This window comes from Clostridium sp. ATCC 25772, from assembly GCF_001573875.1.
Lineage (GTDB): Bacteria > Bacillota > Clostridia > Clostridiales > Clostridiaceae > Clostridium_J > Clostridium_J senegalense.
Map to the genome: position 1 here is coordinate 43,662 of NZ_LFRG01000005.1, position 15,877 is coordinate 59,538.

Here is a 15,877-nt window from a genome sequence, read left to right on the forward strand (position 1 = left end):
TAACTAATAAAATTTAGGAGGAATATTATGAAAGCAGCATTATGGTATAAGAAAAATGACGTTAGAGTTGAGGAAATAGAAGAACCTAAAGTTGTAAAGGGAAGTGTGAAAATAAAAGTTAAGTGGTGTGGTATATGTGGTTCTGATTTACATGAGTATTTAGGAGGACCGATTTTTATACCAGTAGGTCAGCCACATCCTTTAAGTGGCACTACTGCACCTGTTGTATTAGGACATGAAATTTCTGGAGAAGTAGTTGAGATTGGTGAAGGTGTTTCTAATTTAAAAGTTGGAGATAGGGTAATTGTTGAACCAATAGTAGCATGTGGAAAATGTCCAGCTTGTTTAGAAGGAAAATATAATTTATGTTCATCTTTAGGATTCCATGGACTTTGTGGAAGTGGTGGTGGATTTGCTGATTATACTGTATTTCCACAAGAATTTATACACAAGATACCAGAAGGCATGAGTTATGAACAAGCAGCACTTGTTGAACCGATGGCCGTTGCACTACATTCTATAAGGGTAGCTAATTTTAAAATAGGTGATACAGCATTAGTTTTAGGATCAGGACCTATTGGACTAGCTACAATTGAATGTTTAAAAGCAGCTGGTGCTAAACTTGTTATAGTTTTACAAAGAAAATCAATAAGACAAGAATATGCTAAAAGAGCGGGTGCAGATTTTGTTTTAGATCCAAATGAAGTTGATATAGCATCAGAAGTTAAAAAACTTACAAATGGAGTAGGAGTAGATGCTGCATTTGAAACTACAGGAGCAAAAATAGGTTTTGATACAGGTGTTAATAGCTTAAAATTTGAAGGGACTATGGTAGTTACAAGCATATGGGAAGATGGATTAAATTTCAATCCAAACGTTTTAGTTTTCACAGAGAAAAAAATTGTTGGTACATTAGCTTATAGACACGAATTTGAAGCAACTATGGCTCAAATGAATGATGGAAGGATAAAGGCAGAAGGATATATAACAAAGAAAATTCACTTGGATGATATTGTTAAAGAAGGATTTGGTACATTAACAGGTCCAGATAAGAAGAAGCACGTTAAGATATTAGTAACACCAGATAAATCACTTTTATAAAAATTAATATAGAAATATAGGGATGCAATCTATAACTTAAATTTATACATCAAATTTTTGTTATCGGTTGAGAAAAATAAGTACAAATATAGTTAGTTAAGAATTAAGAATTAAAAATTATTGATGAAACTGTGCATCAGTTTCTTAAAGTTAAAAATACATTGAGAATTACTAGGAGCAAAGTGAGTAGTGATAACCACAACTATTCACTATTAACTCTTAACTAAAATAATCTGTTAGTTATTGAAAAAATATTAATTTGAGTTTTCTCATTTGATAAATGAATAAGTTTAAGATTTAATTAGGAACCCTATATAGGGTTCCAAGTTGACTTTTAAAATTATCCATTCCAAAACTTGGATACCTAAAATAGTGAGACATGCTCAGAATCACTTAGAATTTAACACTGCATCTTGTATGAAAATATTTTAAGGTTATTGAATAAATTTAAGTTGGAGCTTGTTTCCCTATATAGGGTTCCAAGTTGACTTTTAAAATTATCCATTCCAAAACTTGGATACCCCAAATAGTGAGACATGCTCTGAAGCACTTGGAATTCAACACTATATTTTGTATAAAAATATTTTAAAGTTATTGAATAAATTTAAATTTGAGCTTGTTTCCCTATAGAATTGGTTTAAATAGAAATTGTAATTATTTTAATAATATACGAAAATCCCTCTGAGAATTCAGAGGGATTTTGTATTTAATAAACTTAAAAAAACTTTGATTAATTATATTATTTTAGAGAGGCTTACAAAATAGTTTATATAGATATGATAATATTTATATTAGAGAGTAAATGTGATAGAATTTAATAATTAAGTATTTTATGGGAGATTGTAATGAGAATTTTATTAATTGAAGATGATTTAAAATTAAAAAAATATATAAGTGAATATTTAAGAGTATACGATTATAATGTTGATACAGTTGAAAATTTTGACGATGTCATGGGATATATTACTAAAATTAATCCAGACTTGATAATCTTAGATATTAATTTACCTAAATTTGATGGCTTCTATTTTTTAAAGCTTATTAGAAAGTTATATAAAATTCCAGTAATAATACTTTCTGCTAGAAGTGATGAAGGCGAACAGATAAGAGGTATGGAACTTGGAGCGGATGATTATGTAACTAAACCTTTTAGTATAGGTATATTACTTGCTAAAATTAATGCTTTATTAAGAAGGGTTAAGGATTATAACGAGGAAGAAATTGAGGTTGGAGAATTAACCTTAATTAATAATAGTATGAAGCTTAAATATAAAAATCAAATTATAGAGCTTACAAAAAATGAGTATAGAATATTAAATATACTTATAAAAAATATAGAAAAAGTAGTTAGTAGAGAAGAGCTTTTAGAAGCTTTATGGGATGATAGTAATTTTATAGAAGATAGTACTTTAACCGTTAATATGACAAGGGTTAAGAAGAAATTAAGTGATTTAGGTATAAATAATTCTATAGTAACTAAAAGAGGGGTAGGATATGTCTTTAATGGAGTTGATAATTAGGGTTTTAAAATTAAAAAGACGAGATTTAATAGCTCTAATAGTAAATACTACATTCATAATAGTATTCTACTTTTTATTATTTGAAAATAGTGAGATATTATATCCATTAATATTAAGTGGAACAGTGATAATAGTTTATTTCATTATTGAGATTATTAAGTATTGTGGATTTAAACAAAAACTTGCAGATAGCACTAAAAGTCCTAATTACAAAAAGAACAATGTTGATTATAAAGAAGAGGAAATTTTAAATGTAATTGATGAAATTCATAATGAGTATCTTAATGAAATCTATGAGTTAAAGGAAAAAATAAAAGGTAAAGATTATTTGTTTTCTCAATGGATTCATAATATGAAAACATCAATAACAGTAATTGATTTAGCTTGTGAGAAAAGTGAATTAGAAAATAAAGAAATAAAATATATTAAGGATATAAAGGAAGAGAACTCTTCAATTAAAAAAAATTTAGAAGAGTGTTTAAATTTATTGAGATTAGAAGATTTTTCACGAGATTATGTTACAAACCCCTATAATCTTAAAGAACTAGTTAGTAATGCAATTAATTTAAAAAAAAGAGACTTTATATATAAAGGAGTGTTTCCAAAGGTAAATATTAGTGAAAATATTTATATTTATACTGATAAAAAATGGTTTTTATATATGTTAGAGCAAATAATAGCTAATGCTATAAAGTATTCTAAAATTAAAAATAGCAGTAGGATAGAGATATATGCAAAAGAAGATGCTAGAGAAGTAGAATTAATAGTTAAAGATTATGGAGTAGGTATAAATAAAGAAGATTTACCAAGGATATTTAATCCATTTTTTACTGGTAACAATGGAAGACAAGAAAGAAGTTCAACAGGAATTGGACTATATATGGTAAAATTGATATCTAAGAAACTTGGAATTTTAGTTGATATACAATCCGATGTTGGTAAAGGTACTAAAGTTAGTATTAAGTTTAAAGATGAAAAAGTTATTTAGAATTAAACATTGCAGAAATGTAACATTGTGTAAGGGGAATCCATTTAAGACAAATGGATTCCCCTTTATACTAGTATTATGCATATAAGAATTAAATTTTTAGTTTGAAGTTTTAGATGAAAAAGTAAAAGTAATTTTAAAAATAGGTGAGGAGTTTAGAAATGGAAATTTTAATGATAAATAACTTAACAAAGATTTATAGTTCATACAAAGGTGTAAAAGAAGTAAAAGCATTAGATGGAATAAGTTTAACTATTAACGATGGAGAATTTGTTGGAATAATGGGACCTAGTGGTAGTGGAAAGACAACATTACTTAATATACTTTCGGGGGTAGACAATAAAACTTCAGGAGAAATAATTATAAAGGACAAAAATATAAGTAAAATGAAAAAAGATGAGTTAGCTTTGTTTAGAAGAAAAAATATTGGATATATATTTCAAGATTTTAATCTTTTAGATAGTTTAAATTTGGAAGAAAATATAGCACTACCACTTATATTAGATAAATTGGAGCCTGTGAAAATAGAAAAAAAAGTTCATAGTCTTATGACATTTTTCAATATAGAAGATTTAAAAAAGAAGTATCCATATCATGTGTCTGGTGGCCAAAAACAAAGAGTAGCAGCTGCAAGGGCCTTAATTAATGAACCGGCTATAATATTTGCAGATGAGCCAACAGGAAACCTAGATTCAAAATCAGCTAATAATGTAATGGAAACCATAAGTAGCATGAATAAGGATATTAATAGTACCATTTTAATGGTAACTCATGACCCTTTTGCTGCATCTTTTTGTAAAAGAATAATATTTATTAAAGATGGTAAAATCGAAATAGAGATAGCATCAAATGGAGATAGAAAAGATTTTTTCGATAAAATATTAGAAGTGCAAAGTGTTATAGGGGGGGATAAATAATGACTTTTTCTTCTATAATACGTAAAAATTTTATTCATAATTTCAACAAATATATTTCCTTTTATCTTATTAATGCATTAATTGTAGCTATGTTATTTATGTATGGAAGTTTAATGTTTAATCCAATCATTTTGCAAAGCATTGGAAAAACTTCATTATACGAGACTATTAAAATTGCGTTAATAGGAATTGTAATATTTTCAATAGTCTTTATAACTTACACTAATATAGCATTCTTAAAAAATAGAGGTAAAGAATTTGGAATGTATTTAACTTTAGGTATGACTACTAAAGATTTAATGAAGCAAATACTTATAGAAAATTTAGGGATAATGGTGTCTTCATCAATAACAGGAATTTTAGGCGGTGTTATATTTGGAAGATTATTTTATATGGGGTTAAATAAAATATTGAATGGAGCATCAATTCCATACAAATTGAATTATAAGAGTTTTTTATTAAGTTTAGGAATATTCCTAGTAATATTTTTATGTAACCTTTTATTTAATGTAATTTATATAAGAAAAATGTCTATAATGGAAATTTTAAAGTCTTCAAAGAAAAGTGAAATAGGTAAAAAATATACAGTGATAGGGTTAATAGCTTTAGTACTATTTATAATATCATTATATTGTTTACCTAAAACTCTTTTAAATGAAATCTTTAAAAATAAATCTTATATGCTTGGATTATTTATAATTTTTACAATAATATGTCCCTATATGATAATAGGAACATGCATTGCTTTGATTAAAGAGATATTTAGTAAGTTTCCTAGAGCTTATAATAAAAATATTCTTATTCTTTCAAATTTATCCCATAGATTTTTAGGGTATAAAAATGTTCTATATATGATCTCGTTATTAATGGCAGGGGCAATGTTCTTTGTTGGGTTTAGTTATTCCTTATATGCATCAAGTAGAGAATATATAAATATGAATAATCCATTTGATATTATGTTTGTTGAAGATGAAGGCTACAATAAAATAAAAAAAGAAGAAGTAGAAAAAATAATAGAAGATGAAAAGGGAACAATAAAAGATTATAAGATATTAGAGTGTTTAAATATACCTATGTTTAGAGCGGAGAATGAGGGATTTATATTTTGGGGAGCCAGAACAGTTGTAAGTGAAAGCAATTATAATAAGCATATGAATGAAAACATTGATATAAAACCTAGCAGTGCACAATATATAAATGTAGTGAAAGAAAAAATGGAATTTAATCATCCAAAAGCTATTTTAGCCACGCTTAGTGAAAGCCAAGTTGAAGAGGCAAGAAAATTGGAAAAAGAAAATATAAATAATAATTATATAATAAATGTAGGAAGTGTAGAAAAAGTTATAGGAAATAGCTATATTCTTAATTTAGAAAAAGAAAATATTGAAAGTAGAAAAGGAGTTCCTTTTGTAAATCATCAATTAGGAAGTGCTTTTGTTTTAGATGATAGAGACTATGAACTTTTAAAAAATAAGTTATCAGTAAAAGCAGTAGAAAATATTCATTTAATAAATGTTAAAAATGGAGATAAAGGTTTTTACTCTTTAGTAAATTATTTAAGAATTAAAAATAACTTAAATGAATCATTTTGGAAAGAAGGAAATCTTTGGGGTAAACATTCATATGATGAGGAAGGAAGAAAAGAATATTATAGACCAATGTATAAAGAAGAGCTTATAAAGTTGCAAATAGAAAATTATGGCATAGTATTTTTTACAATGTCTTTTATAGGACTATTGTTTGTAATAGCAAATGGTGTTGTCTTATATTATAAAGTATTGTCAGACATAAATAATGAAGAAGAAAGAATAGCAACATTGATAAGGATAGGTGTAACTAAAAAAGAAATAAAAACTCTAATAAGCAAAGAATTAGCTATAACATTTTTCATACCAATTTTTGTTGGAGGAGGACTAGGTATGTATTACTTGTATGTTATGTGCTCAAATATGACAATCACAACACTTCTTATGAAAAAAGCATTATTAATCTTAGGCTTAGGAGTAAGTATTCAAATAATATTCTATTTGCTAAGTAGAAAAAAATATATAAAAGAAATTATATAATCATCATAAAAAATCCCCTGTGAAATAGATAAATGATAATATCTATTCTACAGGGGATTTAAAGTAAATATTGATTAAATTTACAATTTTACATTTATTTTTAACTTAGCATAGTTCATAATGAATGTAAGACATAATAAAACATTAAAGGAGTAAGTTTATGGATTTTAATTTTAGGCCAATGGATAATAAATATGCAAAAGAAATTCTAAATTGGCATTATGATAAGGAGTATTCCTTTTATGACATGGAGTTTGATAGTGAAGATTTAGAAGAATTTTTAATGAATATGAAAAGAAATTATTGGGAAAATAAGTTTGTAGTATTAAACAAAAATGAAAATCTTATAGGTATATTTTCTTATGAATTTAAGGATAATGTGATGGAAATAGGGCTTGGGTTAAAGCCAAATTTAACTGGAAAAGGAATAGGCGAATCATATATTAGAGCTGGAATAGAATATGGCAAAAATAAATTTAAATATAATAAAAATATAATAAAGCTTGCAGTTGCAAGCTTTAATAAAAGAGCCATAAAAGTATATGAAAGATTAGGTTTTAAAGAAACAGGTAGGTATATTGAAAATATAAGTGATAAGAAATATGAATTTATTATTATGACACTAAATTTAGAAAAATGAATCTTATACATTATTAAGAAAAGATTGAATATTTAAAATATAAAATTAACGTAATTGACCTTTTGAAAAATAAATGATACTATATAAATATAGGTTAAAATATAGATAGATTTCAAAGTAAAGTGAGGGAAGTTTGTGAGTGTTTAGTATCTTAAATAATTAATTGAATATTAATTTCTAAAAAATTGGGTATTTACTACCTTTATTTGTTGTGGAATTAATTAAAATTATTAAGATACAAGTCCGCAAATTTACTCATTGTGAAGGTGTTTAAAAGTCATTTTTAAATATCTTTAAAAGTGTTAATTTAAAGCTGTGGTGTATCCATGGCTTTTTTTATTGAAAAAATGAAATCTATCATGCAAGGTGAGTAAAAAATATAGAAGACTTGTTGATATTATTTATTTCAATCAATAAATTATTTATTGATTATTTAATAGGAGGAATATTAACAAGATGAATAAAGAAACATTAGAAAAATTAAATTATTACGAGTTAAAGGAAATAGTTAAAGAATATTGTGTTAGTGGATTAGGAAAAATTTTATTAGATAAATTAGAGCCTAGTAATAGCTTAAAGCAAGTAAATAGGATGTTAGATGAAACATCACAGGGGAGAAATCTTTTAGATGCAGGATATCATATACCATTAGAAGGAATATTTAATATTACAAATTATATAGAAAGAATAGAAAAAGGTGCTGCTTTAGAGCCTTCGGATTTAACAACTATATCTGACTTTTTAAGAGGGTGCAGAAAGGTGAAAATATTTATAAAAGACAAGGAAGGATATGCACCTACATTAAGTGCCTATGGTGATAATATATCTGATTTAAGTTATATAGAAGAAGAAATAAGTTTATCAATTAAAAGTAATAGAGTAGACTCAAATGCTTCAAGAGAATTAAAAAAGATAAGACGTCATATTGAAAGTTGTGAAAGTAAAATAAGAGAGAAACTTGAAAAATTTTTAAAATCAAGTAGCAATAAAAATTATATACAGGAATTCTTTATAAGTGAGAGAAATGGAAAGTTTACAATTCCTATAAAGGCTGCTTATAAAAATAGCATAGAAGGAAGTATAATAGAAACATCACCAAAGGGTACTACAGTGTTTGTTGAATTAGCATCAATTCAAAAGTATACAAGTGAACTTGCTGTTTTAAAATCAGAAGAGGCTGTAGAAGAGTATAAAATATTAGCATTATTAACAAATATGATATTTGAAAAAATAAAAGAATTAAAGATGAATATAGATGTTATATCAGAGTATGATATGATTTTTGCAAAGGCTAAATATAGTAAAAGCATAAATGGTGTAAAGCCTTTAATGAATAAAAATGGATATATTAATATAGTAAAGGGAAAATATCCATTATTAAAAGATAGTGTCCCTTTAGATTGTAACATTGGTAAAGATTTTAGAACATTAATTATAACAGGACCTAATGCAGGGGGGAAAACTGTTGTTTTAAAAACTATTGGATTGTTAACTTTAGCAGTTCAATCTGGGTTTCATATAGCAGCTAAAGATGGAACTGAAATGGCTGTTTTTAATAAGGTATTTGTTGATATAGGAGATAATCAGAGTATAGAAAATGCTTTAAGTACTTTTTCATCTCATGTAAAAAATTTAGCCACAATTTTAAAATTAAGTGATAAATCAACACTATTATTATTTGATGAAATAGGAAGTGGAACAGAACCAAATGAAGGTGCAGCATTAGCCATATCTATACTAGAGGAGTTTTATCATAAAGGATGTATAACGGTAGCATCAACTCATTATGGTGAAATTAAAAATTTCTCTTTTAATCATCCTGATTTTGAAAATGCAGCTATGGAATTTAAATGCGATACTTTAGAACCGCTATATAAATTGCAAATAGGCAAATCAGGTAATAGTAATGCTTTATATATAGCCGAAAAAATGGGAATAGATAAGCCTGTAATAGAAAGAACTAAAGAATATATAAAAAATAAAAACTACAATTATGATTTTCTAAGAAGTAGTAAAATAATTAAAAATGAAAAAGAAGTTAAAAGAGAATATAATTGTGATTACAAAGTAGGAGATAAAGTTTTTATAATAGATGACAATGAGTATGGTATAGTATATAAGGAAAAAGATGAATTTAACAATCTAATTATTTTTATAAATAATAATTTAAAAGAAATAAATTATAAGAGGATTAAGTTAGAAATAAAGGCAGAAGAGTTATATCCAGAAGGATATGATTTAAATCAAATCTTTGTATCCTTTAAAGAAAGAAAGTTAGAAAAAGATATAAAACGTGGATCTAAAAAGGCTTTAAAACAAATACAAAAAGAAATGAAAAAATAATGAAGACTTCACCAATGCTTTTTATAGTATTGGTGGAGTTTTTATATTTACAAATTATCAATAAAAATTAATATCTATAATGTCGTTTTATATTATAATTATATTTGTATAAAATTATGTATTAATTTACGGAAAGTATTCGATATTACTGTTGAACAAGTGATAATAATTTAATACTGCAAAAGAAGACCTTCTTATGAGAAGATTATCTATAAATATTGAAATATTGTATAATTTTAAAATTGAAGAATTGACTTGTAAAATAGGAAAAGTAATGTCTTATAAAAGTAGAATATTCAGGTAGGTTAAAACTTCAAATTAGAAATCTATATAAGGAATAGTTAAAAATAAAATAAATTTAAGTGTTATTATATTAAAAGGAAAATAGACTTGAAAGTATTGAGAGGAGTAATTTATGTATAAAGTTTTAATTGTTGAAGATGATTTAGTAATTGCAAAGTCACTTAAAAGCTGTTTAAGTCAATGGAATTACGATGCAGAGTTTGTTGTAGACTTTAAGGATATTAATAAGCAATTTATTGAGTTTAATCCACATCTAGTTCTGTTAGATATATCGCTACCATTTTTTAATGGATATCATTGGTGTACTGAAATTCGTAAAATATCAAAGGTTCCTATTATTTTTATTTCATCTATGTCTGACAATATGAATATTGTTATGGCTGTAAATATGGGAGGCGATGATTTTATTGCCAAGCCATTTGATTTAAATGTTATTATTGCAAAGGTGCAAGCGTTGTTAAGAAGAACATATTCTTTTAGTGGACAAATGAATGTAATTGAGCATAATGGAGCAGTTTTAAATATTAGTGATACAACTATAGAGTATAAAAATTCTAAAATTGAACTTACTAAAAATGAATTTAAAATAATTCAAATTTTAATGGAAAATGCAGAAAAAGTGATTTCTCGTGAAGATATTATGAAAAGGTTATGGGAAAGTGATAGCTTTATTGATGATAATACTTTAACTGTTAATGTTACGAGATTAAGAAAAAAGTTAAGTGATATTGGACTTATTGATTTTATTAAAACTAAAAAAGGTATAGGATATATGGTGAATTAGTTATGGAAAAAAAAACGTTTTTATGTATATTAATTTCGTATATTAAAGACCATATAAAAATCATATTTATATATAGTATTTTTATTATGATTTTCATTGCAGTATTTTCTTTGTATTCTTTAGAACTTGAAGCAATAGTATATTCATTTTTATTATCATGTGCTGTTGCTATTATATTTATAGTATATGATTTTATTAAGTATTATAAGAAGCATAACCAGTTATATGTTTTAAAAAAACAAATTACTATTAGTTTAGAGAAAATGCCTTTAGCAAAAAACTTAATTGAAAAGAATTATCAAAATATTTTAGTAGAACTTTATAATAACAAGATAGAGATGAATTCAAAAGCAGACATGAAGCGTACAGAAATGATGGATTATTATAATCTTTGGGCACATCAAATTAAGACACCTATTTCTGCAATGAGATTATTGCTACAGATGGAAAAAAGTGAAGGAAACAAAGAATTATTAGCAGAGCTTTTTAAAATTGAACAATATGTTGAAATGGTTTTAGGTTATTTGAAAATTGAAAATGCATCATCAGATTTAGTTTTAAAAAATTGTGATTTATCTAAAATTATAAAACAAGCAGTTAGAAAACATGCTAACACATTTATCAGAAAGAATATATCTCTTGAATTTAATGAAATAAATTGTACTGTTTTAACTGATGAAAAGTGGTTAGTCTTTGTAATTGAACAAATATTATCTAATGCTTTAAAATATACAAATGAAGGTAAAATAGCTATATATATGCATAAGTCTAATGAAAAGATTTTGATTATTGAGGATACAGGAATAGGAATTGCTAAAGAAGATTTACCACGAATATTTGAAAATGGTTATACTGGTTATAATGGGCGTATGGATAAAAAGGCGACAGGTATTGGATTATATCTTTGCAAAAAAATATTGAATAAGTTATCACACAAAATAATAATTACTTCTGAAATAGGGGGAGGTACAACAGTTAAAATTGATCTTTTTTCAGCTAAAACTATGTTTGAATAATGAGGTGCTTACAAAAGTGTAAGGTTAGATAGGAAAATGCAAGGCTAAGTTATGGCATTGCATTTTCTTTTTTTTTATAATAAAAACATAGAAGATATTGAATTTAAGTAGATTAAATTCTAAAAAATATTTGATTATGCTTTATAAAGAGTAGAAAATTAAATTTAAGTTCTTAAGTTTAGGTTTGAAAATAATAGGTTTAAATGAGATTTAGGAGGAGTTTTTTATGAAGTTGTTAGAAGCAAACAATTTAAAAAAAATATATATGACAAGATTTGGTGGAAATAAAGTACAAGCATTGGAAAATGTAACATTCTCAGTAGAAAAAGGTGAATATGTAGCTATTATGGGTGAGTCAGGTTCAGGAAAAACTACTTTACTTAACATATTAGCATCTTTAGATAAACCAACTAGTGGTGAGGTTTTATTAAATGGAAAAAACATTGTAGCTATAAAAGAAAGTGAAGTTGCTACATTTCGTAGAGATAACTTAGGATTTGTATTTCAAGATTTTAATTTACTTGATACATTTTCTTTAAAAGACAATATATTTTTACCACTTGTTTTATCAGGAAAATCATACAATGAAATGGAAAGTAGATTAGAGCGTATTGCAAATAAGTTAGGTATCAAGGAAATATTATCGAAATACCCTTATGAAGTTTCTGGCGGACAAAAGCAAAGGGTAGCTGTTGCACGAGCTATTATTACTAACCCACAACTTATTTTAGCAGATGAGCCAACAGGTGCACTTGATTCAAAGGCTACAGATCATTTATTAAAAATGTTTTCAGAAATAAATGAAGGAGGTCAGACAATTTTAATGGTTACTCATAGCATTAAAGCTGCAAGTCATGCTAGTAGAGTATTATTTATTAAAGATGGAGAAGTGTTCCATCAGATATATAGAGGAATAATGTCTAATGAGGAAATGTTTGAAAAAATCTCCAATACATTAACAATAATTACCAATGGAGGGGATGTAAATGAGTAGAATGTTTTATCTTAAATTAGCAATAAGTAATATTAGAAAAAACAGCAAAACTTATATCCCATACATTATTACGTGTATATGTAGTATTATGATGTTTTATATTATGAGCTCTATTTCAAAGAACCCGGGATTAGACCAAGTTCCAGGATCAGATAGCTTGAAAAGTATGCTTTCTTTTGGAACAGTTGTAATTGGTATTTTTTCAACTATATTTCTTTTTTATACCAATAGTTTTTTAATAAAGAGAAGGAAAAAGGAAATTGGGTTATACAATGTGCTAGGGCTTAGTAAGAAACACATTGCGAAGGTTTTATTTTTAGAAAATATTTTTATTGCAAGTATTAGTTTCATATTTGGACTAACTAGCGGAATTATTCTTGATAAGTTTATGTTCTTGTTATTTTTAAAGGTGCTTAATTTCCCAGTAGCTTTCGGATTTTATATTTCAAAAATATCTATAGTAAGAACATTAATTCTTTTTATAGGAATCTTTTTTATGACACTAATGGCAAATTTATTTGAAATTAAAAGATCTAATCCAACTGAACTTTTAAAAGGTGGGCAGCATGGAGAAAAAGAACCTAAAACGAAATGGATTATGACAATTATAGGTGTTGTAGCACTTGGGGCTGGATATGGAATAGCTTTATATGTTAAATCACCACTCTCAGCTTTACAATTGTTTTTTACTTCTGTTATTTTAGTTATTATAGGAACCTATGCGCTTTTTACAGCAGGAAGTATTGCTTTATTAAAGCTTTTAAGAAGAAATAAAAAGTTTTATTATAAAACAAGCAATTTTGTATCTGTTTCTGGAATGATATATAGGATGAAGCAAAATGCAGTAGGTCTTGCTAACATTTGTATTTTAAGCACAGCAGTACTTGTTATGCTTTCAACAACGGTTTCTTTATATGTTGGAGTGGAAGATGTTTTAAGAAATAGATATCCAAGAGAAGTTTTAATAAATACATCAGAAGTTGAAAAAAGCCAACGTGAAAAAATAGATAGAATTGTAGATAGTGAAATAAAAGAAAATAATATAGTAGAAAAAAATAGGGTGAATTATTTAGAATATACTATTCCATGTGTAAAAGAAGAAGACAAATTTTTAGTCATAAAAGATGATTTACTTGATTCAGATGTTTGTTTTATAAATGCTGTTCCACTTTCAGATTACAACAGATTAGAAAATAAAAATGTAAATCTTGGTGATGATGAAGTTATTATTTTTTCAGAAGGAAAGAAGAAATATGGAAAAGATAGTATTACTATTAATGATAAAACTTATAAAGTAAAAGAAGAAATAGATAAATTAGAAAGTATATCGGGAAGTTTTACGGATATAGTAGAGTCGTATATAGTGATTTCAAAAGATATCAACAATATTTGTGATCTTAATAAAAAGCGTAAAGGATACATAGTTGGATTTGATGTTAATGGAAAATCAAATGATATGATTACAATTTCAAATAAATTAAATAAAAAATTTGATGAAAATAATATGGCTGTTACTGCCGAGAGTATAGAAAGTAATAAAAAAGATTTTTTATCTTTATATGGAGGATTGTTCTTTTTAGGAATTTTTCTTGGCATATTATTTTTAATGGCAACAGTATTAATTATTTATTATAAACAGATATCTGAAGGATACGATGATAAAGAACGTTTTGAAATAATGCAAAAAGTTGGTATGAGTAAGGTTGAAATAAAAAGAACTATAAGAAGCCAAGTTTTAATGATATTTTTCATACCAATTACTTTTTCAGTAATTCATATTGTTTTTGCATTTCCTATAATCACGAAGTTGCTAGCAGTTTTCATGTTAACAAATGTAGCATTATTTAGAATAACTACGTTAATAACAATTTTAGTTTTTACAATTATTTATTTTATAATATTTGCTCTAACAACAAGGACTTATTATAAAATTGTTGAGGAATAAATAAGAAATAAGAGAATACTGTCTTATTATTTATATGGTTATGTCTAATATAAGATGATAATCATATTTAAGCCCTTGAAGTTCAAGGGCCTTTTTCTATATTGAATTCAATAGGTTATATGTATGGTTTAAAAAGTTTATAGCTATAAGTAAAAAAATTAAACCTTTATTGTATACCCAAATTAAGTATAGTGCAATTTATGAAGTAATTGGAATGAAAAAACTCACTTAGAATATATGTAGATATAATAGGAAATAAAGAAATTGACCATTTAAAGAATAACATGTCAGTAGTGTTTTATAGATAATTATAATATTCTTAAGTAGCATTAAAAATAGCTAAAAATTGGTGGTAATTTACCATTTGTTAACAATCTAAAGTAATAACATTAATATCTATAATGTTATTTTATATTATAATTATATTTATACCACTAGGGTGCAATTTTTAAATGCTTTTACAAAGTTATATAAAGCATGTGGTTATAAAAGCAAGTGTAAATCTAAAATATAAGAAGTAAATATGCTTGCATTAGAGGAAAAATAAAAATGGATTTTTAAAAGAAATTAGTAGGTAAAATGAATTTGAAGAGGTTTTTATGGACATATTGAATTGCGAATTTAAAGAATCAATTATATGTAAAACATTATAAGAATATAATAAAATATTGACTTGTAATTTTATAGATGAATGTATAAGGTGGTGTAAAAATGAGAGATTATAGATTGCAATATCATACCGTAAGTAAAATGCTTCAAGCAAAGACCAGAATGACTAAGTCAGCTATGCTTTGCTTGGAGCTAGATAATTGTTAGTAGCTGTAACAAACAAGCTCCGATAAGATATGTAAGCTTACTTTTTCATAGGTCTTTGCCTTAATTAATAGTATTAAGGGGGGCAATGAGTATGAAATATGTTAAAGCGTATGAGGTTTTACCAGAGGATATTATAGAAGTAATTCAAAATTATATAGATGGAGAGTATTTATATATACCAAGAAAAACTGAAAATGAAAAGTCTTGGGGAGAAAAAAGTGGAGCTAAAAAAATGCTAAAGGAAAGAAATTCTCAGATTTTAAGAAAATATAATAAGGGAATTAAGGTTACACAGTTAGCTAAGGAATACTTTCTATCAGAACAAAGTATACGAAGAATCATAAGTAAAGAAAGAAGAGAAAATTTACTACAAAGTGGTTAATTTAAAATATAAAAAAGTCCTATCATCAAAACTATTAAAGGTATTAATGATGGGGCTTTTTT

The 15,877-nt window shown here is 25.9% G+C and carries 12 protein-coding genes; all 12 read left to right on the top strand.

What is annotated here, in order from left to right; all coding sequences use genetic code 11:
• The first annotated feature begins 27 nt into the window (after positions 1-27).
• Positions 28-1,101 carry a 2,3-butanediol dehydrogenase gene (locus AZI32_RS02605; protein ID WP_061994349.1) on the top strand — a complete coding sequence of 358 codons (1,074 nt, stop codon included), beginning with the start codon at positions 28-30 and terminating at the stop codon, positions 1,099-1,101.
• A gap of 845 nt (positions 1,102-1,946) precedes the next feature.
• Positions 1,947-2,621, top strand: a complete 675-nt coding sequence (locus AZI32_RS02610; protein ID WP_061994350.1) for a response regulator transcription factor — start codon at positions 1,947-1,949, stop codon at positions 2,619-2,621.
• A complete protein-coding gene (locus AZI32_RS02615; RefSeq protein ID WP_061994351.1) occupies positions 2,596-3,609 on the top strand; it encodes a sensor histidine kinase in 1,014 nt (337 codons plus the stop codon). Before AZI32_RS02610 ends, AZI32_RS02615 begins: the two co-directional genes overlap by 26 nt.
• Positions 3,610-3,770: 161 nt before the next feature.
• Complete coding sequence (locus AZI32_RS02620; RefSeq protein WP_061994352.1) at positions 3,771-4,526, top strand: ABC transporter ATP-binding protein; 756 nt, start codon at positions 3,771-3,773, stop codon at positions 4,524-4,526.
• On the top strand, positions 4,526-6,592 hold the full coding sequence (locus tag AZI32_RS02625; RefSeq protein ID WP_061994353.1) for an ABC transporter permease: 2,067 nt from the start codon (positions 4,526-4,528) through the stop codon (positions 6,590-6,592). Before AZI32_RS02620 ends, AZI32_RS02625 begins: the two co-directional genes overlap by 1 nt.
• 160 nt (positions 6,593-6,752) lie before the next feature.
• Positions 6,753-7,232: a GNAT family N-acetyltransferase gene (locus AZI32_RS02630; RefSeq protein ID WP_061994354.1), complete on the top strand. Its 480-nt coding sequence runs from the start codon at positions 6,753-6,755 to the stop codon at positions 7,230-7,232.
• Positions 7,233-7,688: 456 nt separating this feature from the next.
• The gene (locus tag AZI32_RS02635; protein WP_061994355.1) at positions 7,689-9,575 is read left to right on the top strand and encodes an endonuclease MutS2; all 1,887 of its coding nucleotides are present in this window, start codon (positions 7,689-7,691) and stop codon (positions 9,573-9,575) included.
• 415 nt (positions 9,576-9,990) lie between these two features.
• Complete coding sequence (locus tag AZI32_RS02640; RefSeq protein ID WP_010299398.1) at positions 9,991-10,662, top strand: response regulator transcription factor; 672 nt, start codon at positions 9,991-9,993, stop codon at positions 10,660-10,662.
• Between the two features lie 2 nt (positions 10,663-10,664).
• Complete coding sequence (locus AZI32_RS02645; RefSeq protein ID WP_061994356.1) at positions 10,665-11,678, top strand: sensor histidine kinase; 1,014 nt, start codon at positions 10,665-10,667, stop codon at positions 11,676-11,678.
• A 226-nt stretch (positions 11,679-11,904) separates the two neighbouring features.
• On the top strand, positions 11,905-12,672 hold the full coding sequence (locus AZI32_RS02650) for an ABC transporter ATP-binding protein (protein ID WP_061994357.1): 768 nt from the start codon (positions 11,905-11,907) through the stop codon (positions 12,670-12,672).
• Positions 12,665-14,617: an ABC transporter permease gene (locus AZI32_RS02655; protein WP_061994358.1), complete on the top strand. Its 1,953-nt coding sequence runs from the start codon at positions 12,665-12,667 to the stop codon at positions 14,615-14,617. Before AZI32_RS02650 ends, AZI32_RS02655 begins: the two co-directional genes overlap by 8 nt.
• 907 nt (positions 14,618-15,524) lie before the next feature.
• Positions 15,525-15,815, top strand: a complete 291-nt coding sequence (locus AZI32_RS02660) for a CD3324 family protein (protein ID WP_061994359.1) — start codon at positions 15,525-15,527, stop codon at positions 15,813-15,815.
• Positions 15,816-15,877 lie beyond the last annotated feature (62 nt).

Excerpts from the sequence above, each read along its gene's own strand:
- AZI32_RS02655 (WP_061994358.1), top strand. The coding sequence starts at position 12,665 with ATGAGTAGAATGTTTTATCTTAAATTAGCAATAAGTAATATTAGAAAA.
- AZI32_RS02620 (WP_061994352.1), top strand. The coding sequence starts at position 3,771 with ATGGAAATTTTAATGATAAATAACTTAACAAAGATTTATAGTTCATAC.
- AZI32_RS02615 (WP_061994351.1), top strand. The coding sequence starts at position 2,596 with ATGTCTTTAATGGAGTTGATAATTAGGGTTTTAAAATTAAAAAGACGA.
- AZI32_RS02645 (WP_061994356.1), top strand. The coding sequence starts at position 10,665 with ATGGAAAAAAAAACGTTTTTATGTATATTAATTTCGTATATTAAAGAC.
- AZI32_RS02635 (WP_061994355.1), top strand. The coding sequence starts at position 7,689 with ATGAATAAAGAAACATTAGAAAAATTAAATTATTACGAGTTAAAGGAA.
- AZI32_RS02650 (WP_061994357.1), top strand. The coding sequence starts at position 11,905 with ATGAAGTTGTTAGAAGCAAACAATTTAAAAAAAATATATATGACAAGA.
- AZI32_RS02610 (WP_061994350.1), top strand. The coding sequence starts at position 1,947 with ATGAGAATTTTATTAATTGAAGATGATTTAAAATTAAAAAAATATATA.
- AZI32_RS02640 (WP_010299398.1), top strand. The coding sequence starts at position 9,991 with ATGTATAAAGTTTTAATTGTTGAAGATGATTTAGTAATTGCAAAGTCA.
- AZI32_RS02630 (WP_061994354.1), top strand. The coding sequence starts at position 6,753 with ATGGATTTTAATTTTAGGCCAATGGATAATAAATATGCAAAAGAAATT.
- AZI32_RS02625 (WP_061994353.1), top strand. The coding sequence starts at position 4,526 with ATGACTTTTTCTTCTATAATACGTAAAAATTTTATTCATAATTTCAAC.
- AZI32_RS02605 (WP_061994349.1), top strand. The coding sequence starts at position 28 with ATGAAAGCAGCATTATGGTATAAGAAAAATGACGTTAGAGTTGAGGAA.
- AZI32_RS02660 (WP_061994359.1), top strand. The coding sequence starts at position 15,525 with ATGAAATATGTTAAAGCGTATGAGGTTTTACCAGAGGATATTATAGAA.